The sequence below is a fragment of the Streptomyces sp. NEAU-174 genome (assembly GCF_052665095.1).
In genome coordinates this window covers 406,254-430,014 of the sequence record NZ_JBQTCE010000005.1, presented here as the reverse complement: position 1 = coordinate 430,014, position 23,761 = coordinate 406,254, and the positions used below count along the sequence as shown (strand labels likewise).

21 protein-coding genes and 1 pseudogene are annotated in these 23,761 nt (G+C 72.2%); 5 read left to right on the top strand and 17 right to left on the bottom strand.

Annotated features, from left to right (window positions below):
• Positions 1-149: 149 nt before the first annotated feature.
• On the top strand, positions 150-1,052 hold the full coding sequence (locus ACT2CW_RS17550; protein ID WP_445517224.1) for an alpha/beta fold hydrolase: 903 nt from the start codon (positions 150-152) through the stop codon (positions 1,050-1,052).
• A 52-nt stretch (positions 1,053-1,104) separates the two neighbouring features.
• Here ACT2CW_RS17550 and ACT2CW_RS17545 read toward each other — a convergent pair whose 3' ends face one another.
• Complete coding sequence (locus ACT2CW_RS17545) at positions 1,105-2,517, bottom strand: MFS transporter (protein ID WP_445517223.1); 1,413 nt, start codon at positions 2,515-2,517, stop codon at positions 1,105-1,107.
• A gap of 135 nt (positions 2,518-2,652) precedes the next feature.
• Between ACT2CW_RS17545 and ACT2CW_RS17540 the strand changes: the two genes are divergently transcribed.
• Positions 2,653-3,879 (top strand): CaiB/BaiF CoA transferase family protein, encoded by a 1,227-nt coding sequence (locus tag ACT2CW_RS17540; RefSeq protein ID WP_445517222.1) that lies wholly within the window; start codon positions 2,653-2,655, stop codon positions 3,877-3,879.
• Positions 3,876-4,892, top strand: a complete 1,017-nt coding sequence (locus ACT2CW_RS17535; RefSeq protein WP_445517221.1) for a citryl-CoA lyase — start codon at positions 3,876-3,878, stop codon at positions 4,890-4,892. Before ACT2CW_RS17540 ends, ACT2CW_RS17535 begins: the two co-directional genes overlap by 4 nt.
• 3 nt (positions 4,893-4,895) lie before the next feature.
• Here ACT2CW_RS17535 and ACT2CW_RS17530 read toward each other — a convergent pair whose 3' ends face one another.
• The 12 genes and pseudogenes from ACT2CW_RS17530 to ACT2CW_RS17475 form a co-directional block, all read right to left on the bottom strand.
• The gene (locus tag ACT2CW_RS17530) at positions 4,896-5,666 is read right to left on the bottom strand and encodes an IclR family transcriptional regulator (protein WP_445517220.1); all 771 of its coding nucleotides are present in this window, start codon (positions 5,664-5,666) and stop codon (positions 4,896-4,898) included.
• An 82-nt stretch (positions 5,667-5,748) separates the two neighbouring features.
• Positions 5,749-6,180 carry a DUF2267 domain-containing protein gene (locus ACT2CW_RS17525; RefSeq protein WP_164433903.1) on the bottom strand — a complete coding sequence of 144 codons (432 nt, stop codon included), beginning with the start codon at positions 6,178-6,180 and terminating at the stop codon, positions 5,749-5,751.
• A gap of 72 nt (positions 6,181-6,252) precedes the next feature.
• Positions 6,253-6,828: an Hsp20/alpha crystallin family protein gene (locus tag ACT2CW_RS17520; protein WP_445517219.1), complete on the bottom strand. Its 576-nt coding sequence runs from the start codon at positions 6,826-6,828 to the stop codon at positions 6,253-6,255.
• A gap of 122 nt (positions 6,829-6,950) precedes the next feature.
• Positions 6,951-7,289, bottom strand: a pseudogene (locus tag ACT2CW_RS17515) (cyclic nucleotide-binding domain-containing protein); the annotation flags it as partial.
• Complete coding sequence (locus tag ACT2CW_RS17510; RefSeq protein WP_164433908.1) at positions 7,289-7,552, bottom strand: UBP-type zinc finger domain-containing protein; 264 nt, start codon at positions 7,550-7,552, stop codon at positions 7,289-7,291. The pseudogene ACT2CW_RS17515 and the gene ACT2CW_RS17510, both read right to left, overlap by 1 nt.
• A gap of 222 nt (positions 7,553-7,774) precedes the next feature.
• Positions 7,775-8,143: a chaperone modulator CbpM gene (locus ACT2CW_RS17505; protein WP_445517218.1), complete on the bottom strand. Its 369-nt coding sequence runs from the start codon at positions 8,141-8,143 to the stop codon at positions 7,775-7,777.
• A complete protein-coding gene (locus ACT2CW_RS17500) occupies positions 8,140-9,111 on the bottom strand; it encodes a DnaJ C-terminal domain-containing protein (RefSeq protein ID WP_445517217.1) in 972 nt (323 codons plus the stop codon). Before ACT2CW_RS17500 ends, ACT2CW_RS17505 begins: the two co-directional genes overlap by 4 nt.
• A gap of 7 nt (positions 9,112-9,118) precedes the next feature.
• The gene (locus ACT2CW_RS17495; protein WP_445517216.1) at positions 9,119-9,736 is read right to left on the bottom strand and encodes a nucleotide exchange factor GrpE; all 618 of its coding nucleotides are present in this window, start codon (positions 9,734-9,736) and stop codon (positions 9,119-9,121) included.
• Positions 9,737-9,807: 71 nt separating this feature from the next.
• Positions 9,808-11,727 (bottom strand): molecular chaperone DnaK, encoded by a 1,920-nt coding sequence (dnaK, locus tag ACT2CW_RS17490; RefSeq protein WP_445517215.1) that lies wholly within the window; start codon positions 11,725-11,727, stop codon positions 9,808-9,810.
• A 176-nt stretch (positions 11,728-11,903) separates the two neighbouring features.
• Entirely contained in the window at positions 11,904-14,405 is a 2,502-nt protein-coding gene (locus tag ACT2CW_RS17485) for a SpoIIE family protein phosphatase (RefSeq protein WP_445517214.1), read from the bottom strand.
• Positions 14,406-14,449: 44 nt separating this feature from the next.
• Positions 14,450-15,652, bottom strand: coding sequence for a PP2C family protein-serine/threonine phosphatase (locus ACT2CW_RS17480; protein WP_445517213.1), 1,203 nt, complete (start codon positions 15,650-15,652; stop codon positions 14,450-14,452).
• A 60-nt stretch (positions 15,653-15,712) separates the two neighbouring features.
• A complete protein-coding gene (locus ACT2CW_RS17475; RefSeq protein WP_445517212.1) occupies positions 15,713-16,861 on the bottom strand; it encodes a DMT family transporter in 1,149 nt (382 codons plus the stop codon).
• Between the two features lie 192 nt (positions 16,862-17,053).
• Here ACT2CW_RS17475 and ACT2CW_RS17470 point away from each other — a divergent pair, with 192 nt between their 5' ends.
• Positions 17,054-17,674, top strand: a complete 621-nt coding sequence (locus ACT2CW_RS17470) for a TetR/AcrR family transcriptional regulator (RefSeq protein WP_432049150.1) — start codon at positions 17,054-17,056, stop codon at positions 17,672-17,674.
• Between the two features lie 382 nt (positions 17,675-18,056).
• On the opposite strand, the gene ACT2CW_RS17465 is transcribed toward ACT2CW_RS17470, so the two are convergent.
• From ACT2CW_RS17465 to ACT2CW_RS17455, 3 genes are all read right to left on the bottom strand, one after another.
• Positions 18,057-18,905, bottom strand: coding sequence for a glycosyltransferase family 2 protein (locus ACT2CW_RS17465; RefSeq protein WP_445517378.1), 849 nt, complete (start codon positions 18,903-18,905; stop codon positions 18,057-18,059).
• Positions 18,906-19,104: 199 nt separating this feature from the next.
• The gene (locus ACT2CW_RS17460) at positions 19,105-19,716 is read right to left on the bottom strand and encodes a hypothetical protein (protein WP_445517211.1); all 612 of its coding nucleotides are present in this window, start codon (positions 19,714-19,716) and stop codon (positions 19,105-19,107) included.
• Positions 19,717-20,006: 290 nt separating this feature from the next.
• A complete protein-coding gene (locus ACT2CW_RS17455) occupies positions 20,007-20,780 on the bottom strand; it encodes an SDR family oxidoreductase (protein WP_198281734.1) in 774 nt (257 codons plus the stop codon).
• A gap of 173 nt (positions 20,781-20,953) precedes the next feature.
• Here ACT2CW_RS17455 and ACT2CW_RS17450 point away from each other — a divergent pair, with 173 nt between their 5' ends.
• Positions 20,954-22,576, top strand: coding sequence for an alkaline phosphatase D family protein (locus ACT2CW_RS17450; RefSeq protein WP_445517210.1), 1,623 nt, complete (start codon positions 20,954-20,956; stop codon positions 22,574-22,576).
• Between the two features lie 92 nt (positions 22,577-22,668).
• On the opposite strand, the gene ACT2CW_RS17445 is transcribed toward ACT2CW_RS17450, so the two are convergent.
• Positions 22,669-23,676, bottom strand: coding sequence for a Gfo/Idh/MocA family protein (locus ACT2CW_RS17445; protein WP_445517209.1), 1,008 nt, complete (start codon positions 23,674-23,676; stop codon positions 22,669-22,671).
• Positions 23,677-23,761: the final 85 nt, after the last annotated feature.

The following is a 23,761-nucleotide window of genomic DNA, read 5'->3' as shown; positions in this document are numbered from 1 at the left end:
CCCCGCGCCTCGCCACTCCCGCCACTCCCGCCACCCCCGGCGCGCCCTCGGCACCTGTCGGCGCTCGCACACGTCCATAGGTGTTGCTTATAAGGATTGTCGTCAACGGGTCTTGGACGCGCACCGCGGGTGGCTGCTGGGATCGAGGCATGAGCGATCAGCCGCTGGGCGACTTCGACCGCCGCACCGTCCATGTCGAGGGTGTGGGAATCAACGTACGCACTGCCGGGGACGGGCCGCCGGTCCTCCTCCTGCACGGCTATCCGCAGACCCATATGATCTGGCACCACATCGCCCCCGCGCTCGCCGCCACCCACCGCGTGGTCCTGGCCGATCTGCGCGGCTACGGCGACAGCGACAAGCCCGTGTCCGACGCCGAGCACACCCCGTACTCCAAGCGGGCCATGGCGCGCGACCAGCTGCTGGTGATGCGGGAGCTGGGCTTCGACCGGTTCGCGGTGGTCGGCCACGACCGGGGCGGCCGGGTCGCCCACCGGCTGGCCCTCGACCATCCGCGCGCGGTCGCCGCGCTCGCGGTCCTGGACATCGTGCCCACGCGGTACGTCTTCCAGCACGCCGACAAGGACTTCGGCCTCGGCTACTTCCACTGGTTCTTCCTGGCGGCGGACCACGGCATCCCGGAGCACCTCATCGGCCAGGACCCCGCGTTCTGGATCCGCACCCGGATGGGGGCGCGGCACCGGGGCGGAACCCCGTTCGACGAGGCGGCCCAGGCCGAGTACATCCGCTGCTTCTCGGATCCCGCGGCCATCCACGCCAGCTGCGAGGACTACCGCGCCGCCGCCTCCATCGACCTGGTCCACGACGACGCGGACGCCGCCGCGGGCCGCCGGGTCACCGCGCCGCTGCTGGCCCTGTGGGGTGAGCACGGTTTCGTCGGCCGCCACTACGACGTACCGGAGGTCTGGCGCGGTTACGCCGACGATGTGCGCGGGCAGGCCCTGCCGTGCGACCACTACCTTCCCGAGGAGGCGCCGGAGGAGACGCTGCGCCGGCTGCGGGCGTTCCTCACGGACCCGGGGAGTGTCTGATCGGGGCCAGGGGAGTACCCGATCGGGGGGTCAGGGAAGTGCCCGATCGGGGTCACGGCGCCGCCTGGAGGTTCTGCTCCGGTGCGGCCGTCTCCTCGGCCGGGTCGGCGGCCCCGCGCGTCTCCCGCGCCAGTGCCACCGTGGCCACGGTGAGCGCACTCATCAGGGCGATGAAGACGACGACGCCCGTGACGCTGTGGTCGAACCAGAGCAGCAGCGCGGACGCGAGCATGGGCGCGAGGCCGCCGGTGAGCACGGTCCCGATGTTGTTGGCGATGCCGACCGCGCTGAACCGGACCGTGGTGTCGAAGAGTTCGGCGAAGAACGCGGGCTGGGAGCCGAGGACGGCGGACTGACCGATGCCCAGGGTGAGGAAGAGCGCGAGCCAGATGGCCCAGGTGTGTCCGCCGTCGATCACCGTGAAGAACGGCCATGCGGCGGCCAGCAGCACCAGGGCCCCGCCGATCGAGACCGGGCGCCGCCCGACGCGGTCGGAGAGCGCGCCGAAGGCCGGCACCGTCACCAGCTTCACGGCCGCGACCAGCGAGATGCCGCTGAGGAGCGCGGCGGTCGGCAGCCCGCGGTCCTCGGCGTAGGTGACCGAGAAGGTGCCGAAGACGTAGTAGCCCGCGTTCTCGGCGGCGCCCGCGCCGATCACGATCAGCATCTCCTTGGGGTAGCGGCGCCAGGCGGCGACGCAGCGGCTCTCGGCGATCCGCTGCCGCAGCGGGCGGCCGGATGCGGCGGAGGGGCCGGACTTCGCGGCGCTCTGGCCCGCCTGCTGGGCGTCCTGCCGCACCTGCTGGAACTCGGCGGTCTCCGGCAGCGAGCGGCGCACCCAGAGGCCGAAGAAGGTCAGGCCCGCGCTGAGCAGGAAGGGGATCCGCCAGCCCCAGGCGAGGAAGGCGTCCTCGGACAGCAGCCCGGTGGTGAGCGCGAAGGCGCCGGTGGACAGGAGGGTGCCGGTGCCGGTGCCGATCGCGGGCAGTGAGGTGAGCAGTCCGCGCCACTTGGGCGGCGCGTTCTCGAAGAGGATGATCAGCGCTCCGGTCTTCTCGCCGCCCGCGGCGAAGCCCTGGACGAAGCGCAGCAGTGTCAGCAGCACCGGCGCGGCGACGCCGATCTGCGCGTGGGTCGGCAGCAGGCCGATGGCCGTGGTGGCGAGCCCCATCATCAGCAGGGTGGCCACCAGCACGCCCTTACGGCCCTGGGTGTCGCCCCGCTCCCCGAAGTAGGCGCCGCCCAGGGGCCGGGCGAGGAAGCCGATGGCGAAGGTGCCGTAGGCGAGGACCGTGCCGACCAGCGGATCGCTGTCCGGGAAGTAGATCTTGTTGAAGACGAGGGCGGCCGCGGTTCCGTAGAGGGCGAAGTCGTACCACTCCACCGTGGTGCCGAAGACGGCGGCGAGGGCGACCTTGGGCTGGAAGACCGGCCTTCTGGTGGCGGAACTGCCGGTGTGCGTCATTGGGGGACTCCCTTGTCACCGTGGATCGAGTACCACTGTGTGGTTCGCTTGTGCCGCTTGGTGGTTCGGTGATGTTATGGAGGCACACACCCCGTGGCAAGGGGTCACACCCCGATTCGCGCTGGAGGTCCTCCGTTGAGCACGCCCGCCCCCGCCGCCCCGCCACCCCTGCTCGACGGCATCCGGGTCCTGGATCTGACCAATGTCCTCGCCGGGCCCTTCGCCGGATATCAGCTGGCTCTCCACGGCGCCGACGTCCTCAAGGTCGAGATGCCGGGGGCCGGGGACCTGGCCCGCCAGTTGGGCGCCGACCGGCAGCTGAGCGAGGATCTGCTGGGTGCGTCGTTCCTGGCCCAGAACGCCGGGAAGCGTTCGCTGACCCTGAACCTCAAGGAGGACGAGGGGCGCGCGGCCCTGCTGCGCGCGGTGCGGGAGTCCGACGTCCTCCTCGAGAACTTCCGCCCCGGGGTGATGGACCGGCTGGGCGTCGGCCGCGAGGTCCTCATGCGGGAGAACCCGCGGCTGATCTACTGCGCCGTCTCCGGCTTCGGCCAGACCGGACCGCTGCGCGCCCGGCCCGCCTACGACCAGATCGTGCAGGGCCTCTCCGGGATGATGAGTGTGACCGGCACCCCCGAGGTCAGCCCGCTGCGCGCCGGTTTCCCGGTGGCCGACACCCTGGGCGGCATGGCCGCCGCCTTCGCCGTGGCGGCGGCCCTGGTGCGCCGGGAGCGCACCGGAGGCGGCGCGTATCTGGACGTCTCGATGCTGGAGGCCGCGCTCACCGCCATGGGCTGGGTGACCTCCAACTACCTGATCACCGGCCGCCCGCCGCGGCCCATGGGCAATGAGAACTTCACGGCCGCGCCGTCGGGGACGTTCCGCACGGCGGACGGATACCTCAACATCGCGGCCAACCGTCAGCGGCAGTTCGCCACCCTGTGCCGGCTCATCGGCCGTGCGGAACTGCTGGACGACGAGCGGTTCACGCATCCCGCGGACCGCAAGGCCCACCGCGAGGAGCTGCGCGCCGAGATCGAGAAGGGGCTCGCCGAGCGGTCCGCGGAGGAGTGGGAGGAGATTCTCGCCGACGCCGGGGTACCGGCGGCGCGGGTGCTGTCCGTGCCCGACGCGCTGGGGCTGGAGCAGCTCGCGGAGCGGGATTTCGTCCGCGCGCTGCCCTTCCCGGACGGGCGGACGCGCGAACTGCGCGTCCTGGGCAGCCCGTTCCGGGTCGACGGCGCACCGGCGGCCGCCACCGCCCCGCCACCGCTGCTGGGCCAGCACACCGACCAGGTCCTGGCCGAACTCGGCTACACCCCGAAGGAGATCGACGCGATGAGGGAACGTGGTGCGATATGACCCGCCCGTCCGGAGAGCTGGAGCCAGAGGCCACGACGGTGCCACAGGACATCACCGACTGGTGGGCCACCGGCGTCAGCCGCATCCGGCCGGGCGAGATCCTGCTGCGCGGCTATCCGGTCGAGCAGCTGATCGGCCAGGTGTCCTTCGCCGAGACCGTCTGGCTGCTGCTGCGCGGTGAACTGCCCACCCGGGCCCAGGGCCGGTTGCTGGAGGCAGCGCTCGTCGCCGCCGTCGACCACGGGCCCCAGGCCCCGTCGATCGCCGCCGCCCGGATGGCGGCCACCTGCGGAGTGGGGCTGAACAACGCGGTGGCCACCGGGGTGAACCTCCTGGGGGACGTCCACGGCGGGGCCGGTCAGCAGTGCATGGGGGTCCTGGCCGAGCTGGAGGAGGCCGTGGCCGAGGGGGCGGACCTCGACGACGCCGCGAAGAACCTGGTGGCGGAGTACCGCGCCACGGGCTCCCACGTGCCCGGATTCGGCCACCGCTTCCATCCGTACGACCCGCGCCGCACCCCGCTGCTCGACCTGGTGGGCATGGCGGTGGCGGGTGGCGAGGCGCCGGGCTGGGCGCTGCGCGCCGGGACGGCCCTGGAGCGGGCGCTGGCGGAGGGCCGCAGCCGTCCCGTGCCGATGAACATCGACGGTGCCACCGCCATCGTCTACAGCGAACTCGGCTTTCCGCCCGAGCTCGGACGCGGGCTGTTCGTGCTCTCCCGCAGCGTGGGCATCCTCTCCCACGCCTGGGAGGAGAAGTCCGGTGGAGCCAGGATCAAGGGCCCGCTGCCCCGGCGGCTGCTGCCCTCCTACGAGGGCCCGGCGCCCCGGGACCTCAACCGGCCGGAGAGCGGTGGGAACGACGTCGGGAGCTCCGGGAGCTCCGGGAGCTCCGGAAGTGCCGGGAGCTCCGGAAGTGCCGGGAGCGCCGGGAGCGCCGGGAGCGCCGGGAGCGCCGGGAGCGCCGGGAGCGCCGGGAGCGCCGGGAGCGCCGGGAGCGCCGGGAGCGCCTGAACGTCAGCCGTTCCCGCCGAGGAACCGCAGCTCCGACAGCCGCTTCGCGGCCTCGGCCAGCGCCGGGCGGAACGACTCCACGCGCTCCTCGGTGAAGCGGCTGGTGGGCCCGCCGAGCCCCACCGCGGCGACGACCTGCCCGGTCGCGTCGGTGACCGGGGCGGCCACGGCGGACACCCCGTCCTCGCGCTCACCGTGGCTGACCGCCCAGCCCCGCTCCGCGGCGAGGCGCGCCCGTGTCGCCAGGACAGAGGCGAAGTCGGGGCCGCGCCCGGCCGCCGCGGCCACCCGGCTCAGCGTCCGGGACGAGCTGCCGATGAGCAGGACGTGCCCGGAGGCACCGGCCCACAGAGGCATCTCCTCGCCGATGCGCACCACATGGCGCAGCTGCTGGGTGCCCTCGTGCTGGGCCACGCACACCCTGGAGCCGCCCTGGCGGATGTAGATCCGGGAGGATTCGCCACCCGACCGGACCGAGAGGACACGCAGACACTCCACCGCCTCCGGGGGCAGCCGCCAGGCGTCCTGGGCGAGCGCCGCCCAGCGCAGCAGACCCGCGCCGGGGGTGAGCCGGCCGTCCCCCCGGCTCCACAGCAGCCCGCGCTGTTCGAGGGTGGCCACCAGCCGCACCACGGTGGACTTGGCCAGCCCGGTGGCGTCGGTCAACTCCCGTACGCTGCGGGAGCGGTGGGTCTCGTCGAACAGGGCGAGCAGATCCAGTGCGCGCAGGACGCTCCGTACGCCCTCGCCGCCCTCTCCGGCCGCCGTCCCCATCGCCGTCCTCCTCGCCGCACACCGCATAAGCCACCTATCGGTGCGACGGTACCACCAGGCGGTCCAGGGGAGCGGGAGTCGGCTACGCCGGAATGACCGTGACCAGGTCGGCGGGCATCCGGCCCCGGAGATCGTTCCACTCGCCCGCGCTGATATGGCGTTGCAGGGCCTCCAGGACGGTGTGGACCAGCTGTTGGGTGTCGCCCTGGATCGCGTACGGGAAGTCGTGCCGGATCCGCTGGAAGAACTCCTCGCTGTGCATCTTCACGGGCGTCTCGGCCGGCCTCCACCCCTCGTAGTAGATGCCGCGCACCAGCATCGGGAGCTGTGCGCCGAACTGGACGGCCTCGTCCACCGTCAGCCGGTCCCGCAGCTGGTGCAGCACCGCGCGCAGGGCGGCGTAGGACTGTTTACGGCGCTCCTTGGGCCAGCCGTACGCGTCCTCGATCTCCTTGAGGAGCCGGTTGGTCTTGTCGACGGTCGTGTCGAACGCGGGAAAGCCTGTCGCAACCATCGTGCTCGTCCTTTCGGTGCCCGCGGCGGCCGCCCGGTGACGCGGGGGGCCGCCGCGAGGGGTGGGAGGGACTCAGAAGCCTCCCGGCTGTTGCGGCTGTTGTTGTTTCTGCTGCTGCTGCTGTTGTTGCTGGGACTCCTGCTGCTGTCGGCTCTCGCCCTGGATGCTCTCGGTGATCTCTATGTGGCGGGGCTTGGCGGTCTCCGCCTTGGGCACGGTGATCGTGAGGATGCCCTCGGACATGGCCGCCTTGACGCCCTCGGTGTTCACCTCGCTCGGGAGCAGCAGCCGGTACTCGAAACGACCGGTGCGGCGCCCGCCGCGGCGCAGGACGCCCTTGCGCTCCCGTTCCTTGATCTCTCCGGTGACGGTCAGCTCCTGGCCGTTGACCTCGATGTCGATCTCCTGGCGCCGCACGCCGGGGAGTTCGAGTTCGACGTGGTACGCCTCGTCCCCTTCGATCACGTCGGCGGCGGGTGACCACGTCGCGAGTCCGGGCACCGCGGCCCCGCCGACCGTGGATTCGAGCAGACCGCCCATCTGACTGAGCAGGTCGTCGAACTCCGCCAGCGGATTGCGCGCCCAGACCCGGGGGCGGTCTATCGCGCTTTGGCGCTGCGGTTGGTGTCGTCGTGCGGGTGTGCTCATCGTCGTTCACCTCCGGTCGTATGGAGTGGATGTGGATGGGGAGCGGATGGGGGTCGGATCGGCGCTCGGGCGGGTGAGGTCGGCGGCGGTGTGGCCGAGGTGGTCATGGACGTGGTGGACGGCCAGCGGTGCGGCAGATGGTTACGGGCCGCGAACTCGCGCAGCCGCCGGGTGTCGGGCGAGTAGCGCGAGCCGACGTGCACCCTCAGCACCCGCTCGTCCGGGGTGCCGTGGTGCTCGGTGATCGCGATGGTGCCGCTGAGGACGACGAGGAAGTCCGTGCCCCGGTCGCCCTCGCGGATGACCGCCTCACCGGCCGCCACGGACCGGCGGGTGCCGTGCCCGGAGAGGAACGCGATCTGCTGGCCCGTCAGCCGCGGAAACGCGCCGTACAGATCCGGGGTCTCGTCCGGTGCCGCTCCCTCCGGTGCGGTGTCCGGGGAACGGTCCTCGCCCGACATCAGGCCATGGCCTCGTGGGCGTAGCACCACCGCCAGGTCTCGCCCGGTTCCATGGGCTCGACGATGGGGTGTTCCTCGGCGTACGCGTGGGCCCGGGCGTGCTTGAGCGGCGAGGAGTCGCAGCACCCCACGTGCCCGCAGGTCAGGCAGAGCCGCAGATGGACCCAGGGGGACCCCAGGCGCAGGCACTCCTCGCACCCCTCGGGGCTGCGCGGGGTGACCTGGCGCACCATCGACAGATGCGGATCGGGCTCGATGGCCATGGCGTTCACCCTTTCTCGTTTCCAGGATGAGCAGGGACGGGACGGCCCGCACCTCGAACCGCGCGGCGGTCCGGGAGGTGCGGCCGATGGCGGGGCGGGACGGTCCGGTGCGGCATCGCGCTCACGCGGCCTTCCCGAGTCCGGCGATTTCGGTGTGCCCGAACCGCATCGCAGTGGTCTGGGCGTTGTGGAGGGCTTCCCTCGACTTCTGGGTGAGACGGTTCATGTCCATGACGGTTGATCACTCCTCGCGCCGCTGCGGCGCAGTGCGGCTTCGAGCCGGTCGATGCGGTCGAGCAGGTCGAGCACCAGGCCGATGGAGGCGTAGTTCAGGCAGAGCCCGGTGTGCAGCCGCTCGATGCGGCCCAGCACGGCCGGGGCGTCGGGGGCGAACACCAGCCGCCCCGCGTGGTCACGCTCGGCGTCGATCAGGCCGAGGGCGACGAAGCGCCGGATCAGGTCGGGGTGGAGCCCGGTGCGGCCGGCCACGGTCTCCAGGGACAGCCTGCGGGCGGGCACCAGGTCGTAGTGGACGGACGTCACGGGCGGGTGGCGGGTGGCCGTGACGGTCCCGGGTACGTGCGTGTTCATCGCTCCCTCCGGGGGTCGAAGGAGGAGGTGCGGCCCAGTTCCTCGAACAGCTCCCGCTCCCGGGCGCCGGGATGGGGCGGCACCATGATGCGGATCTCGGCGTACAGATCGCCGTCGGGGCCGCGGGGGTTGGGCATGCCCTCGCCGCGCAGCCGCAGCTTGCGGCCGCTGGAGGAGCCGGGCGGGACGGTCACCTTGGCGGTGCCGCCGGGCGTGGACACGGGGACGGTCGCACCCAGCGCGGCCTCCCACGGGGACACCGGGAGGTCGACGTGGATGTTCCGGCCGTCCAGCCGGAACCGCGGATGGGGCTGGATCCGCACTCGTAGGTACAGATCCCCGGCCGGTGCGTCACCGGTGCCCCGGCCGCCCTGCCCGGCCAGCCGGATACGCTGCCCGTCCACGACGCCGGGCGGGACGTTCACCTCGAAGCCGCGCTGCCCCACCGGACCGGCCAGGGTGACGGTGCGGCGCCCGCCGCGGTAGGCGTCCTCGACGGTGAGCGGCAGCTCGGCCTCCTGGTCGGCCCCGGGGATGGTGACGCGGCCCGCGCCGCCCGGCCCAACGCCGCCGCCGCCGAAGAACGCGCCGAACAGGTCCTCGAAGTCCACCCCGCCGCCCCCGGCATCCTCGCCGAAGCCACGGACGAACCGGACCCGGTCCCCCTCCCCGGCCGTCGTCCAGCCGCGGAAGCCACCGCCACCGCCACCGCCACCGGCGCCGACCCGCTCCTCCCAGTCCTCGGGGATCTTGCGGAAGTCCTCACCGAACCGGTCATAGCGGGCCCGGGTCCTGGGGTCGGAGAGCACGCTGTAGGCGTCGTTGAGCTCCTTGAACCGCTCCTCGGCCTGGGGGTCCTTGTTCACATCCGGGTGATGGCGGCGGGCCCGGGTACGGAACGCCTGCTGGATCTCATCCTGGCTCGCACCCCGGGACACCCCCAGCACCTCGTAGTAGTCCCGCGCCATGACCGGCTCACTCCCGCTTCGCCACAGCCACAGCCACCGGGCGGAGCTGGCGGCCGGGCGCCCCGTAGCCGGGGCGCAGCACCTGCACCACGGTCCCCGGTTCCGCCTCGGCGTCCTCGACCACGCCGACCACCTCATGCCGGGCCGGATCGAACGGCACCCCCGTCTCCGCCTCCCGCTCGTAGCCAAGCCGGGCCAGGCTGTCCACGGCCTGGTCGCGGATAGCCCTGACACCCTCCACGATCGAACCGGGGTCGGCCTCGGCGTGGGAGAGGGCCAGTTCGAGGTTGTCGACCACAGGCAGCAGGGCCACCGCCGTACGGGCCCGCTCCGCCGCCCGCTCCCGCTCCAGCTCCCTGGCATGACGCTTGCGCAGATTCTCCAGATCGGCCAGGGCCCGCCGCCAGCGGTCCTCGAGCTCGGCCAGCGCGGCGGCCTGCTCAGCGGCCCGCTCGTCGGCTTCGCCGATGGCGGGGCCGCCGGCCGCGTCCGGGCCGGGCCCCTCCCCACCCGCCCCGCGCGCCTCCGCGACGCCCGGGGCAGGCAGACCCTGCTCCTCCTCCGGCTCCGGCTCCGTCATGGCACCCTCCGGCACCGGGTCCGGCTGCTGCGGTTGAGTGGACATGGCGGCCTCTCAATGAGCCATCGTGGGATCTGCCTTCGTCGGGATCTGCCTTGTCGGATCGGCCTTTCGGTTCAGCCCTTGTCGAACTCGGCGTCGATCACGTCCTCATCGCCTCCGCCGCCCCCGGCCCCGGTGTCCTGGGCGCCGCCCGCCCCGGCCCCACCGGCCGCGCCGCCCGGGCCCGCGCCCGCAGCGGCCGTCTCATGCGCGGCCAGCCCCGCGTAGACCTGCTGGAGCTCGGAGGTCAACGGCCTGGCCCGGTCCGTCCCGGCCTCGTTCTTGACCGCCTGACGGGCGTCGTGCACCAGCATCTCGGCACGCGATCTCTCATGCGAGGGCACCACGTCGCCCAGCTCAGCGAGGCGCTTCTCCACCTGGTAAGCGGCGGCGTCCAGTTCGTTGCGCGCGTCCACCGCCTCGCGCAGCGCCTGGTCCTCGCCCCGGTTGCGCTCGGCCTCCTGGACCATCCGCTCCACCTCGCCGCGTTCGAGGTTCCCGGTCTCGCTGATCTGGACCGACTGCTCCTTACCGGTGTCCTTGTCCCGGGCGGTGACGTTGAGGATGCCGTTGGCGTCGATATCGAAAGTCACCTCCACCTGCGGCTCACCACGCGGCGCCGGACGGATACCAGTCAGCTGGAAACGCCCGAGCACCCGGTTGTCCGCGGCCCGCTCACGCTCACCCTGGAGAATCACAATGTCCACCGCCTGCTGGTTGTCATCGGCCGTGGAGAACGTCTCGGTGCGGCGCACCGGGATGGTGGTGTTCCGCTCGATGATCTTCGTCATCACACCGCCACGCGTCTCCACACCCAGCGACAACGGAGTCACATCGAGCAGCAGGACGTCCTTGACCTCACCCTTGAGCACCCCGGCCTGAATCGCCGCCCCCAGCGCCACCACCTCATCGGGGTTGACGCTCATATTGGGCTCCTTGCCGCCGGTCATCCGACGCACCAGACCCTGCACAGCAGGCATCCGGGTCGAACCGCCGACCAGGATCACCTCATCGATATCACTCTCCCCGACCTTGGCATCGGCCATGGCCTGCCGCACCGGCCCCAGACACCGCTCCACCAGATCACCAGTCATCTGCTCAAACGTCGAACGCATCACCGTCTCGGTCAGATGCTTCGGACCAGAGGCATCCGCGGTGATGAACGGCAGACTGACCTGGGTCTGGGCCACCGAACTCAACTCCGTCTTGGCCTTCTCCGCAGCCTCGAAAAGCCGCTGCAACGCCTGCGGATCCCGGCGCAGATCCATGCCGTTCTCCCGCTGGAACCCATCAGCGAGATGGTCCACCAGCCGCCGGTCGAAGTCGTCCCCGCCCAGATGACTATCCCCCGCGGTCGAGCGGACCTCCACCACCCCGTCCCCCACATCCAGGATCGACACATCGAAGGTGCCGCCGCCGAGGTCGAAGACCAGGACCGTCTCATGCCCCCTCTTGTCCAGCCCGTAGGCGAGAGCGGCCGCGGTCGGCTCATTGATGATCCGCAGCACGCTCAGACCCGCGATCTCACCCGCGTCCTTGGTGGCACTGCGCTGGGCATCGTTGAAATACGCGGGCACCGTGATGACCGCCTCCGTCACCCGCTCACCCAGCTGCTTCCCGGCATCATCAGCCAGCTTGCGCAGCACCTGCGCGCTGATCTCCTCCGGCGAATACAGCCTCTCACCCACCCTGAACCGGGCCAGACCCCCCTCATCCGGGACCACGTCATAGGCAACCGCCCTGGCCTCGGCCGAGACCTCGTCATAGTGACGGCCGATGAACCGCTTGGCCGAATAGATCGTGCCCTTCGGATTGAGGATCGCCTGGCGCCGGGCCAACTGCCCCACCAGCCGCTCACCAGTACCGGTGAACGCCACCACCGACGGCGTGGTGCGGCTTCCCTCGGAATTCGGAACAACCGAGGACTCACCGCCCTCCCACGCCGCGATCACCGAATTGGTCGTACCCAGGTCGATACCGACTGCCTTGGCCATGGCAACTCCTTCCGAGGGCGGCCACGAGCCACCTGCACTGCCCAGTCGGCCGCGGAAGCGGTTCGGTGGACGGAGCCTCTCCTTCAAGGGTGACAAATCGGACAGGAAACGGCCTCTGTGCGCCCGGGGTCGAATATCGGTGGCCGGAATGCGCCCATGGGATGGGGCCGGTCCCCTCAGCTGGTGGAGCCCGCGGAGTCCGTGGAGACGTCCTGCTCGACCCAGATCGTCTTGCCGTCCGTGCTCTGCCGGGTGCCCCAGCGCGTCGCCATCTGGGCCACCAGCATCAGGCCCCGGCCGCCCTCGTCGAAGACCCGGGCCCGCCGCATATGGGGTGCCGTGCTGCTGGCGTCGGAGACCTCGCAGATGAGGTCGCGGTCGCGGTCGCGGATCAGGCGCAGCCGGATGGGCGGGCGGCCGTAGCGGATCGCGTTGGTGACCAGTTCGCTGACGATCAGCTCGGTGGTGAAGACGGTCTCCTCAAGACCCCAGTCGATCAGTTGCTCGGTGGTGCTCCGGCGTGCCTCGGCGACGGCGGGCGCGTCCGCCGGGACGTCCCAGGTGGCGACCCGGTCGGAGTGGAGCGCCCGGGTGCGGGCGAGGAGCAGGGCGATGTCGTCGTCCGTGTGGGCCGGGGGCAGGGCCCGCAGGACGTCGTCGCAGAGCGCGTCCAGGGAGGGGGCGGGACGGCTCAGGATGTCGCGCAGCGTCTCGAGCCCGTCGCCGTTCTCGCGGTCGCGGCCGTTGACCAGACCGTTGGTGTAGAGGGCGAGCAGACTGCCCTCGGGCAGCTCCGTCTCCATGATCTCGAAGGGCAGTTCACCGAGGCCCAGGGGCGGGCCGATGGGCGGGCCGAGCACATCGGCGGTGCCCTCCGGGCTGATCACCAGCGGCGCGGGATGGCCCGCCGCGGCGATGGAGCAGCGGCGCGAGACCGGGTCGTAGACCACGTACAGACACGTGGCGCTGAAGGACCAGAAGCGCTCGGTCTTCTCGTCCGAGTACAGCCGGGTGACCATGTCGTCGAGGTGGGTCAGCAGCTCCCCGGGCGGCAGATCGATATCGGCCAGGGTGCGTACGGCGGTGCGCAGCCGCCCCATGGTGGCGGCCGCCTGGATGCCGCGCCCCACGACATCCCCGACCACCACGGCGGCGCGGGCGCCGGACAGCTGGATCGCGTCGAACCAGTCGCCGCCCACCCCGGCCCAGGCGCCCGAGGGCAGATAGCGCGAGGCGATCTCCAGCGCGGTCAGCTCGGGCAGCCGCTGCGGCAGCAGGCTGCGCTGGAGGGTCTCGGCCGTTCTGCGTTCGCGCAGATAGCGGCGGGTGTTGTCCACACAGACGGCCGCCCGGGCGGTGAGCTCCTCGGCCAGCAGCGTGTCGTCGTCGGTGAAGGGCGCCGGGGTGCGGTGGCGGGCGAAGAGGGCCGTGCCGAGGGTGACCCCGCGGGCGCGCATCGGCGTCACGATCACCGAGTGCACTCCGTGCGCGCGGATACGGGCGGCCCGGCCGGGGTCCTTGGTCTCCCAGCTCGCCAGCAGGGACGGCGTCACCTGGTGCCGTGCGGCCCGGCCCTTGAGCAGGCACGCCGCAGTGGGGGAGTGCTCGGGATGGGTGGCCAGGTCCCCGACGTCGGCCAGCGCCTCGGGGGCGCCGTCCAGGACTGACCGATGGGCTGCGCGCCGCAGGGTGACGGGCTCGCGCAGCGGCCCCTCCGGGGGCTCGTCGCCCTCGTGGAGGAAGGTGAGCAGATCGACGCTGGCGAAGTCGGCGAGCCGGGGAACCGCCACCGCGGCCAGCTCCTGGGCGATCCGGTCCAGGTCCAGATGGCTGCCCAGCCGTGCCCCCGCCTCGTTGAGCAGCTGGAGCCGCTGCCGGGCCTCCTGCTCGGCGGTGGTGTCGCGGGCCGCGAAGCACACACCGCGCAGCCCGCCGGTGGGGTTGGCCAGCGGGGCCAGCGAGACCGACCAGGCGTGCTCATGGCGTTCGCCGGGCCCCCGCAGATGGGTCTCCAGCTCCAGCCGTTCGCCGCTCTCCAGCACCTGCCGCATGGCCCGCTCGACCCGGTCGCTCTCCCCGTGGCCGACCAGCTCGGTCAGCCGTAGCCCGCGCATCTGCTCCTCGGTACGGGCGGTGGCGGCCTGCATATCGGCGTTCGCCCGGGCCAGCCGCAGCTCGGTGTCGAAGAGCGCCAGGACGCAGGGGCACTGGGCGAAGGCGTGGTCCGCGGGGGTGATCGGCTCTCGTGGTTCCCGGGGCGCGGCGGAGACCAGGAGCCAGCCCGCGGGGCCGTCGTCGTCGCGCGGGCCGCGGTGGGCCAGCAGTTCGACCTCCAGCGCATGGCCGTCCCGGTGGCACAGCGCGATCCGGCCGCTCCACCGGGGCCCATGGGCCAGGCACGGGCCGGCGGTCGCGTCGGTGCCGTCCCCGGCGGCTGTCTCGGTGCCGTCCCTGGCGGTCGGCTCGCCGCCGCTGCTCCCGGCGGTCGGCTCGGCGCGCAGCTCGGCCGCCGGCCGCCCCACGACCTCCTCGGCGCGGTAGCCCAGCAGCCGCCGCGCGCCCTCGCTCCACCCGGTCAGCACGCCGTGGTCGTCGACCGTGGCCGTGGCCAGGCCGGGGGCGCCGGGCGGCGGGTCCGGCCGGGCGCGGGGGGCGGCGGGGTCGGGAGGCGTCGTCATCGGAATCAGTCGTCATCGGAATCATCGGACATCGGATCGACGGCTCATGGACCGGGCGGATGCCACTCGATCATCAAAATCGTGGCGTCGTCGCTGAGTTCGCTGTGCCGGTGGTCGAGGATCGCGTGGATGAGCAGGCGCAGCACCTCGGGGGCGTTCTGCCCGGCGGCCGTCGAGCGGATGATGTGGTCGGCGAAGCGCTCCAGGCCGAACTGCTCGCCTCCCTCGTCGCGCGACTCCACGACCCCGTCGGTGTAGAGCAGCACACGGTCACCGGGCTCCAGCGTCGTCTCGTGGATCTGGCGGGGCGCGTCCGACAGCCGCGCGGGCAGCCCCAGCGGCGGTTCGGCGGGCCGCTCCAGCTCCTTGTCCAGCAGCCGCTGGCGGCGGATGACCAGCGGTGTGGGATGGCCGCAGTTGGACCAGCGCAGCGTCCCGCTGGGCATGTGCAGCTGGAGGAAGACGCCCGTGCAGAACTGGTCCGGAAGCCATTTGGCCAGCGCCTCGTCCACGGTGGTGACGAGCGCCGCCAGATCGGCGCCGGTGCGCCGGGCGTTGCGGCTGCCCGCCATCGCCACGGAGGTGGTCAGCCCGGACGCCAGGTCGTGGCCCATCGCGTCGAGGATCGTGGCGTGCAGGACGTCCTCGGTGAACGAGTGGTCGAAGGCGTCGCCGCCCAGCTCGTACGCGGGCTCCACGACGGCCGTCGAGACCACCTGGCCGGTGCCGATGGAGCGGGGCGGGAGGAAGGCCCGCAGCATCTCCGCGGGCAGCTGCATGGACCGGGTGCGGGTGCGCTGCGCGAAGGTGTCGATATAGGTCCGCTTGGCCGTGATGACCATGGCGAGGAGCGAGGCCAGCGTCCGGCAGCGCCAGAGCCTGAGCCCGTCCAGGGAGGCCATCCGCAGTTGCAGGACCCCCAGCCGCTCCGCGCCGTTCAGCAGCGGCAGCCATACGGTGAGCCCGCCCGCACCGTCCTCCTCGATCCGCACCGAATCGGTGCGGTAGGCGAATCCGGCCAGGGAGTGGTCGAGCTCCAGGCGCGGCTCGCCCTCCTCGAGCGGCATCAGCAGCCGCTGCCGGAGGTCGATCAGGAAGACGACCGCGCGGCCCATGTTCATGGCCTCGGTGTAGTGGTCCAGGGCCACCGGGAGCTCCGCCGGTGATGCCTCCTGGGTGGCCCTGAGCAGCTCCTCCAGCAACTGCTCAGCGGTCTCGGCCGAGGTCGACACGTTCGCGTCCACCATGCGCTCAACCTTACGGCGGCGGGCCCGGCGACGCCCGGGGGTCACGGGGGTCACGCGGGATCACGGGGGCGTGGGCACCGGCTCCCGGGGGACGGCGGCGGGCCCGCGCGGGGGCTCGCCGGGGGCGAGGGCCTCTCGTGCGGTGGCTTGGCGTACGACGGTCTTCGGCAGGGTCAGGGCGGCCTCGCGTAGGGCGGTCTCCGGTACGGCTAGGGCGCCATCGCGTACGGCGGTCTCCGGTACGACCACGACGCCATCGCGTATGGCGGTCTCTGGTAGGGCCAGGGCTGCATCGCTTACGGCGGACTCCCGTACGACCACGGTGGCATCGCGCACCCCCGCCCCCACTCCCACTCCCGCCCCTGACCGCGGAGCCCGGGAGAGCAGGACCACCCCGCGGGCGGCCGCCGCCGCGCCCACGGCGGCCAGGGCCCAGCCGCCCGGGCCGCCCCGGAACCGCTCGTCCAACAGGACGATCCCGATGGCGGCCGCCGCCACCGGGTTGGCCAGGGTCAGGGTGGCCAGGGGCGCGCCGAGGCCGCTGCCGTAGGCGCTCTGGGACAGCAGCAGACCGCTCACCGCGAAGGCCGCGACCAGCAGGGCCACGACCACGGTCCGCCAGGACACCAGGGCCGCCCCGGGGGCGCGGGAGTCGGCGAGTGCGACCGTGAGGGTCTGGGTGAGTGCCGAGGCGACACCGGAGGCGACCCCGGACGCGGTGGCGAACCGCAGCCCACGGCCCGGTGTGCCGCGCCCCCCGCGCCCCGGCCGGACGCACAGCCCGATGAACGCCAGCACGACGGCCGCGAGCCCGACCGCCTCCGGCAGGCTCAGCGTCTCGCGCGGGGTCTCCCCGGCGGTGACCGGCAGCAGGGCGCCGAGGCCGAGCAGGGCGAGGACCACGCCCCGCCACTCGTCCCGGACCACCCGCCGCCCCGCGAGCCGCGCGCCCAGCGGGACGGCCGCCACCAGGGTCAGCGCGCCGAGCGGCTGGACCAGGGTGAGCGGTCCGTACCGCAGCGCGGCCACATGCAGCAGGGCACCGGTGGAGTTGAGGCCGACCGCTCCCCACCAGGCGCCGCGCAGCAGCAGCCGCGGCATGCGGTCCGGCCGGCCGCCCGCGGCCAGCCGTTCCTGGGCCACGGCCGCGGTCGCGTAGGCGACGGCCGAGGCGAGCGCGAGCGCTACGGCTATGACGGTCGGGTTCATCGTGAACCCTGCCTTCCTCTGGGCACTGTCTGTCTGCCACCGGTGGCGCCATCGGCACACAGACGTATCGATACGAGAGTGTACCGGTGCAGGGCCGTATCGGTACAAGGGCGTATCGGTACGCGGATGTGTCGGTACACTGCGTGGTCGGGGAGGGGAGCCGGAGTCCGGTGGACCGAGGAGGAGGACCCGATGGCGACGCAGAGCCCGGAGACGGACGCGCCGCAGCGCCGTTCCAAGATCACCCCCGAGCGGGAGCAGGAGTTCTATCAGGCGGTCCTCGATCTGCTCCAGGAGGGCGGCTACGAGGCCCTCACCATCGAGGCGGTCGCCGCCCGCACCCGTGCCAGCCGCTCCACGCTCTACCGGCAGTGGTGCACCAAGCCCCAGCTCGTCGTCGCCGCGCTGCGCTCGTGCAAGCGCCCCTTCGCGCTGGAGGGCATCGACACCGGTTCCCTCGCGGGCGATTTGCGCGCCGTCGCGGAGGCCGTGGGCGAGGCGGGGGAGGTGTGCGGCGGTGACACCGCGCTGGTGTACGCCCTCGGGCACGCCGCGCTCCAGAACCCCGACCTGCTCCAGGCGCTGCGCGCCGCGCTGATCGAGCACGAGGTGAAGACGATCCAGGCGATGGTCCGCCGGGGCGTGGAGCGCGGCGAGGTGGCTGCGGACAACCCCGCCGTCGAGTTCGTCCCCACGCAGCTGATCGGCGCGATGCGGGTGCGCCATCTGCTAGAGGGCCGGGTCGCCGACCGCGCGTACCTGACACGCTTCCTGGAGGCGTCGATCTTCCCCGCGCTCGGGCTGACGCCTTAGCCGGCGCCCGGCGGCCCGTCCCGCCTGCGGCGGGCTGTTCCCCTCCCCGCCCCTCCCCACAACTGGGGCTCCGCCCCGGCCCCCACCGGGGCTCCGCCCCGGCCCCCACCGGGGCTTCGCCCCGGGCCCTGCTGGGGTTTCGCCTCGGACCCCGCCGGGGCTCCGCCTCGGCTCCTGCTGGGGTGTCGTCCCGGACCCTGCTGGGGTCCTGTCCCGGATCCCGTCAGGGCTCTGCCCCAGGCCCCGCCGGGGTTTCGCCCCCAGACCCCGAAACCCGGGGCTCCGCCCCACGCCGGGGGTCCAGGGGCGGAGCCCCTGGTAGCGGGAAGGGGCGGGGAGGGGAAAGAACCACCCGGCACCCCTTAGCGCTGCCGCGCCGCCGTCAGATGATGGGCGGGCGGCCCAGTTTGGTCATGTGCCACACCGTGCGCCAGCGCATCGGGCGGCGGCGGCCGCAGCTGGTGCGGAGGCCCTCCAGGAAGCCGCCCGCCCAGGCCCGCAGGCCGGGCAGGGAGCGGGTGCGGGCGAGGGTGAGCAGGGTCCAGGTGGCCAGGTAGAGCGGCACCAGCGGTAGCGGGAGGTGGCGGCGGGCCAGCCAGACGCGGTTGCGGGCGGTCATCCGGTGGTAGACGGCGTGCCGGGCGGGGGAGGTCCGGGGGTGCTGGAGCAGCAGTTCGGGGGCGTAGACGACCTTCCATCGCGCGTCGAGGGCCCGCCAGGCGAGGTCGGTCTCCTCATGGGTGAAGAAGAACTCGTCCGGCCAGCCGCCGATCTGCTCCAGCATCGCCATCGACAGACCGTGGGCGCCGCCGAGGAAGGTGGTCACCTCACCGCCGCGCATCGGGTCGGACGCGCGCAGCCGGGGCACATGGCGGCGCTGGGTCTCGCCCGTCTCGTCGGCGATGCGGAAGCTCACGATGCCCAGGCGCGGGTCGTCGGCGTACAGATCGCGCAGCCGGCGGAAGACGTCGGCGTCCACCAGCAGCCCGTCGTCGTCGAGGTCGACCACCACGTCCACGTCGCCGAACTCGCGCAGCCGCCGCCAGGCGACGTTACGGCCGCCCGAGACCCCCAGGTTCTCCGCCAGCTCGACCGTGGTCACCTCGGCGGGGAACTCCGGGAACTCCGGGAGCGGGGAGCCGTTGCCGACGACCACGACGCGGGCCGGGGGCACGTCCTGCTTCGCGACCGACTCCAGCAGGGCGGCCACCTCTCTGGGCCGGTTGCCCATGGTCAGGATGGCGATACCCAGGCGTGGTTCGGGGGCGGCGGGCACGGTGGGACTCCAGAGTTCGGTTGCGATGCCCGCGATCGTAACCGTTCACTAAGAAAGACACTTCCGTATGGCTGATGTTCATCAAGGGTCGAGCAATGAGTCAGTTTCAATGAGTCAGGCTCAAAGAGTCAGTCTCAAAGACTGGGCAAAACAATCAGCCGTCGAGTGCGGCGAGCGCCTTCTTCGCCGCGCTGATGGCGCCCTTACGGATCTCATCGGAGCCGGCCGCCTTGTGGCTCTCGAAGTCGCCGCCGTTGTAGGTCACGATGACCGTGGCGTTGTCCTGGTGGACCGTCACCACGGCCTCGCGTATGCCCTGGTCGTCGTCCTCGGTGGTCTTCTCGGTCACCGAGGCGTTGTCGCCGAGGCCGGGCACCGCGCTGCCGCCCTCGCTCTTCTGCTTCCCCGCGACGCTCTTGACGTCGTAGGCGATGTCCAGCCAGCGGTAGTCGAAGTCGTCCAGCGCGTGCCAGGAGCAGCCCGTACGGCGGTTGAGGTCGCTGGACTTCAGCTCGTTCCCGGCCGTTTTGGCGCCCGGCACCAGGTCCTTGATCATCGACTCAGGGAGGACCGTACACGCCTCCTCGGGCGGCTTGGCGTAGCGCGGTGCGGCGGCGCCGGTGGCCGGGGCCGAGGTCTGCGGGGAGGGTCCCGCCGGGGTGGCGCTCGCGTCCGAGTCGTCCGACGTCGTCATGGCCACCCCCGCGGCGGCGATGACGGCGACGGGCAGCAGACGGGCGACCAAGGTGAGCGGCAGAGAACGCACGGCGGTCTCTCTTCGTTCGGATGCCGGTGTGGGGCGGTGGTGCGGCGGTGGTGCGGCGGTGGTGGGGCAGTGTGCGGCGGTGGTGGGTCGGTGTGGGGCAGTGGTGGGGCAGTGGTGAAGATGTGGCGCGGTGGGAAACGACCTTGCCATATCGAGCGGCCCTCGAACAGTCCGGGGGGTGGCGTGGGGGGCGTCCGGGAACCGCTGTGCCGATGGGGTGAATTGCCCGCATCTCCACATTATCTCCACAATTGGAGGGTTATCTACGACGGGTGACGTTCCCTCATCCGTCAGCCGCGGCCGATGTACGGCATCGCCGTCGCCATGACCGTCGCGAACTGCACATTCGCCTCCAGGGGCAGCGACGCCATATGCCGCACCGTCCGTGCCACGTCCGCCACGTCCATCACGGGCTCGGCCACCACCTCCCCGCTCGCCTGCGGCACCCCGGCGGACATCCGCTCGGTCATCTCGGTCGCCGCGTTGCCGATGTCGATCTGCCCGCAGGCGATGCCGTACCGGCGCCCGTCCAGCGAGAGCGACTTGGTGAGCCCCGTGATGGCGTGCTTGGTGGCCGTGTACGCCACGCTGTCCGGCCTGGGCACATGCGCCGAGAGCGAGCCGTTGTTGATGATCCGGCCGCCCCGGGGGTCCTGGTCCCGCATCAGCCGGAAGGCCGCCTGCGCGCACAGGAACGCCCCCGTGAGGTTGGTGTCCACGACCGACCGCCAGTCCTCGTAGGCCAGATCCTCCAGCGGCACGCCGCGCGGGCCGAAGCTGCCCGCGTTGTTGAACAGCAGATCCAGCCGCCCGAACCGCTCCCGCACCGCCGCGAAGAGCGCGTCCACCCGCTCCGGGTCGGCCACGTCCGTCGGCACCACCGGGGCCGGCGGGCCGCCACCGGCCAGCCGCGCCGTCTCGGCCAGGGCTTCCTCGCGGCGCCCCGCCAGCACCACCGACCAGCCCGCCTCGAGGAGTTCGAGCGCCACGGCCCGGCCGACCCCGGAGCCCGCGCCCGTCACCACCGCCACTTTCGACACCACCGACACACGACCGTCGCTCATGGCGCCGCAGCGTACGCCACGTCAGTTCGCCGCGCAGGAGGGCCGATTCGCGGTAAAGGTCCCTTCCGGCAACGGACCTCACCGAGCGGTCATATCAATGTCGTGTGCACGCAAACGCCCGGCCGTCCTCCGACACTCCAATTCCTCTGACGCCACGAGCCAGGGGAGAGCACATGGCACACGACTCGCACCAGCGCGCCATACGAGCCGCGGCCGCAACGTTGGGACGCCGCCGCTTCCTCACCGTGACGGGGGCCGCCGCCGCGCTCGCCTTCACCACCAACCTGCCCAGCGCCCACGCCGCGCAGGTGTCGCCGCACGCGCTCGCCGACAACCCGTTCACGCTCGGCGTGGCCTCCGGCGACCCGCTGCCCGACGCCGTCGTGCTGTGGACCAGGCTGGCGCCCCGCCCCTACGAGCCGGGCAACGGGCTGCCCGAACAGGGCACCGTCAAGGTCGAGTGGGAGATCGCCCGCGACGAGAAGTTCGGCCGCGTCGCCCGCCGGGGCACCGTCACCGCGCACGCCGAGTTCAACTACACGGTGCACGTGGACGCCAAGGGGCTCGAGCCGGGCCGCGTCTACTGGTACCGCTTCAAGGCCGGGAACTGGACCAGCCCGGTGGGCCGCACCCGCACCACCCCCGCCCTGGGCGCCAAGGTCCAGGAGGTCCGCTTCGGCCTGGTGTCCTGCCAGGCGTACCACGACGGCTACTTCACCGCCTACCGCCACCTGGCGCAGGAGGACCTGGACGCCGTCTTCCACGTCGGCGACTACCAGTACGAGTACGCGGTCAACGCCGCGGGCGGCGCCCGCAACTACACCGACCGCACCCTCCCCGCGGTGTTCAACAAGGAGACCATGACGCTCGGGGACTACCGGCTGCGCTACGCGCTCTACAAGTCCGACGAGGACCTCCAGGCCGCCCACGCCGCCTTCCCCTGGTACGTCACCTGGGACGACCACGAGACCGAGAACAACTACGCGGGCGACATCGACGAGAACGGCGGCCCGTCGGACGAGTTCCTGATCCGCCGGGCGGCCGCCTACCGGGCGTACTGGGAGAACATGCCGCTGCGGATGCCGCAGCAGCCGAGCGGCGCCGACATGCAGCTCTACCGCCGCTTCCACTACGGCAAGCTGGCCCAGTTCGACATCCTCGACACCCGCCAGTACCGCTCCAACCAGGCGTACGGCGACGGCTGGCAGTACCCGGGCCCGGAGTCCGAGGACCCCTCGCGCACCCTCACCGGCACCACCCAGGAGCGCTGGCTGCTCGACGGCTTCCAGCGCTCCACCGCCACCTGGAACGTGCTGCCGCAGCAGGTCACCTTCTCCCAGCGGAAGAACACCACGGCCGCGCGCTCCAAGCTCTCCATGGACTCCTGGGACGGCTACCCCGCCTCCCGGGAGCGGATCCTGGCCGGTGTCGAGAAGGCGGGCCTGGACAACTTCGTCGTCCTGACCGGCGATGTCCATGTGCACTACGCCTTCGACATCAAGAAGGACTTCGACGACCCGGGCTCCCGGACCCTGGGCGTGGAGTTCGTCGGCACCTCCGTCAGCAGCGGCAAGGACGGCGCCGACAAGCCCGACAACTGGGCCACCTACATGGCCGCGAACCCGCATATGAAGTTCTACAACGGCCGGCGTGGCTATGTGACGGTCTCGCTGGACGAGGAGCGGGCACGGGCCGACTACAAGACGGTCTCCGCGGTCACGACCCAGGGCGCGCCGCTCACCACGGCGGCGTCGTTCGTCAGCGAGGCCGGGAACCCCGGCCTGAAGCAGGTCTGACGGGCGGGCGGGTCCGGCGCGCACCCCATGCGCCGGGCCCGCCCCGCTCACGCCTCGTCACCGGCCCGCCCCGCTCACGCCTCGTCCGTTGCCTATCCCTCTCCCTCTCCCGGATACCGCACCCCCAGCCGCTCCCGCGCCGCGTCCAGCGTCCGCATCACCGCCAGCGTGCCGTCCAGCGGCACCAGCGGGGACTCCGTCTCGCCCGCGCGCAGCGCGCGCATCACCTCCGCCGCCTCCCGCTGGTAGGAGCGCAGCCCGTCCGCCGCCGTGATCTCCTCCGGATCGCGGCCGGGCCGGTGCAGTACGAACCGCTCGGGGTGGAAGAAGCCGCGCGGGAACTCGATCCGCCCCGCCGTGCCCGTCACCGCCGCCGTCATCGGCGTATCGGCGGTGATCGAGCAGGACAGCAGCGCCACCGCCCCGCTGTCCCAGCCCAGCGCCAGGCCCGTGTTCACATCCACGCCCTCGGGGGAGAGCTGCCCCACCGCCCGTACCTCGTCCGGCTCGCCGAGCAGCAGCTGGGCGAAGGAGACCGGATAGACGCCGAGGTCCAGCAGGGCGCCGCCGCCCAGCGCCGGATCGCGCAGCCGGTGGTCCTCGGGAAACGGGCCGGGCAGCCCGAAGTCCGCGTGGACCGCCCGGACCTCGCCGATCGCGCCGTCGTGGATCAGCACGGTCATCCGGCGAACGACCGGATCGCAGTACGTCCACATCGCCTCCATCAGGAAGCGGCCCCGGGCCCGGGCGAGGTCCACCAGCTCCTCGGCCTCGCGGACATTGAGCGTGAACGGCTTCTCGCACAGCACCGCACGCCCCGCCTCCAGACACAGCCCGGCCGCCGCCCGATGGGCCGAGTGCGGAGTGGCGACATAGATCACATCGATGTCGTCATCGGCGGCCAGCTCCTCCCAGCCGCCGTAGGCGCGGGGTATCCCGAACCGCTCCGCGAACCGCTTCGCCGACTCCGGCCGGCGCGAGCCGACCGCCATGACCTGCGCGTCCTCCATCTCCAGCAGATCCGTGACGAACGAGGCGGCGATCCCACCGGTCGCCAGAATCCCCCACCGCACGGTGCCCGACCCGCTCGTCCCGGCCATCCCGACCCCGTTCTCCCCTGTCCCCAGAGGTTCGAGTCCATTCGAATCGCTGAGAACATAGAAACGTATCAACGACTCATGGAAG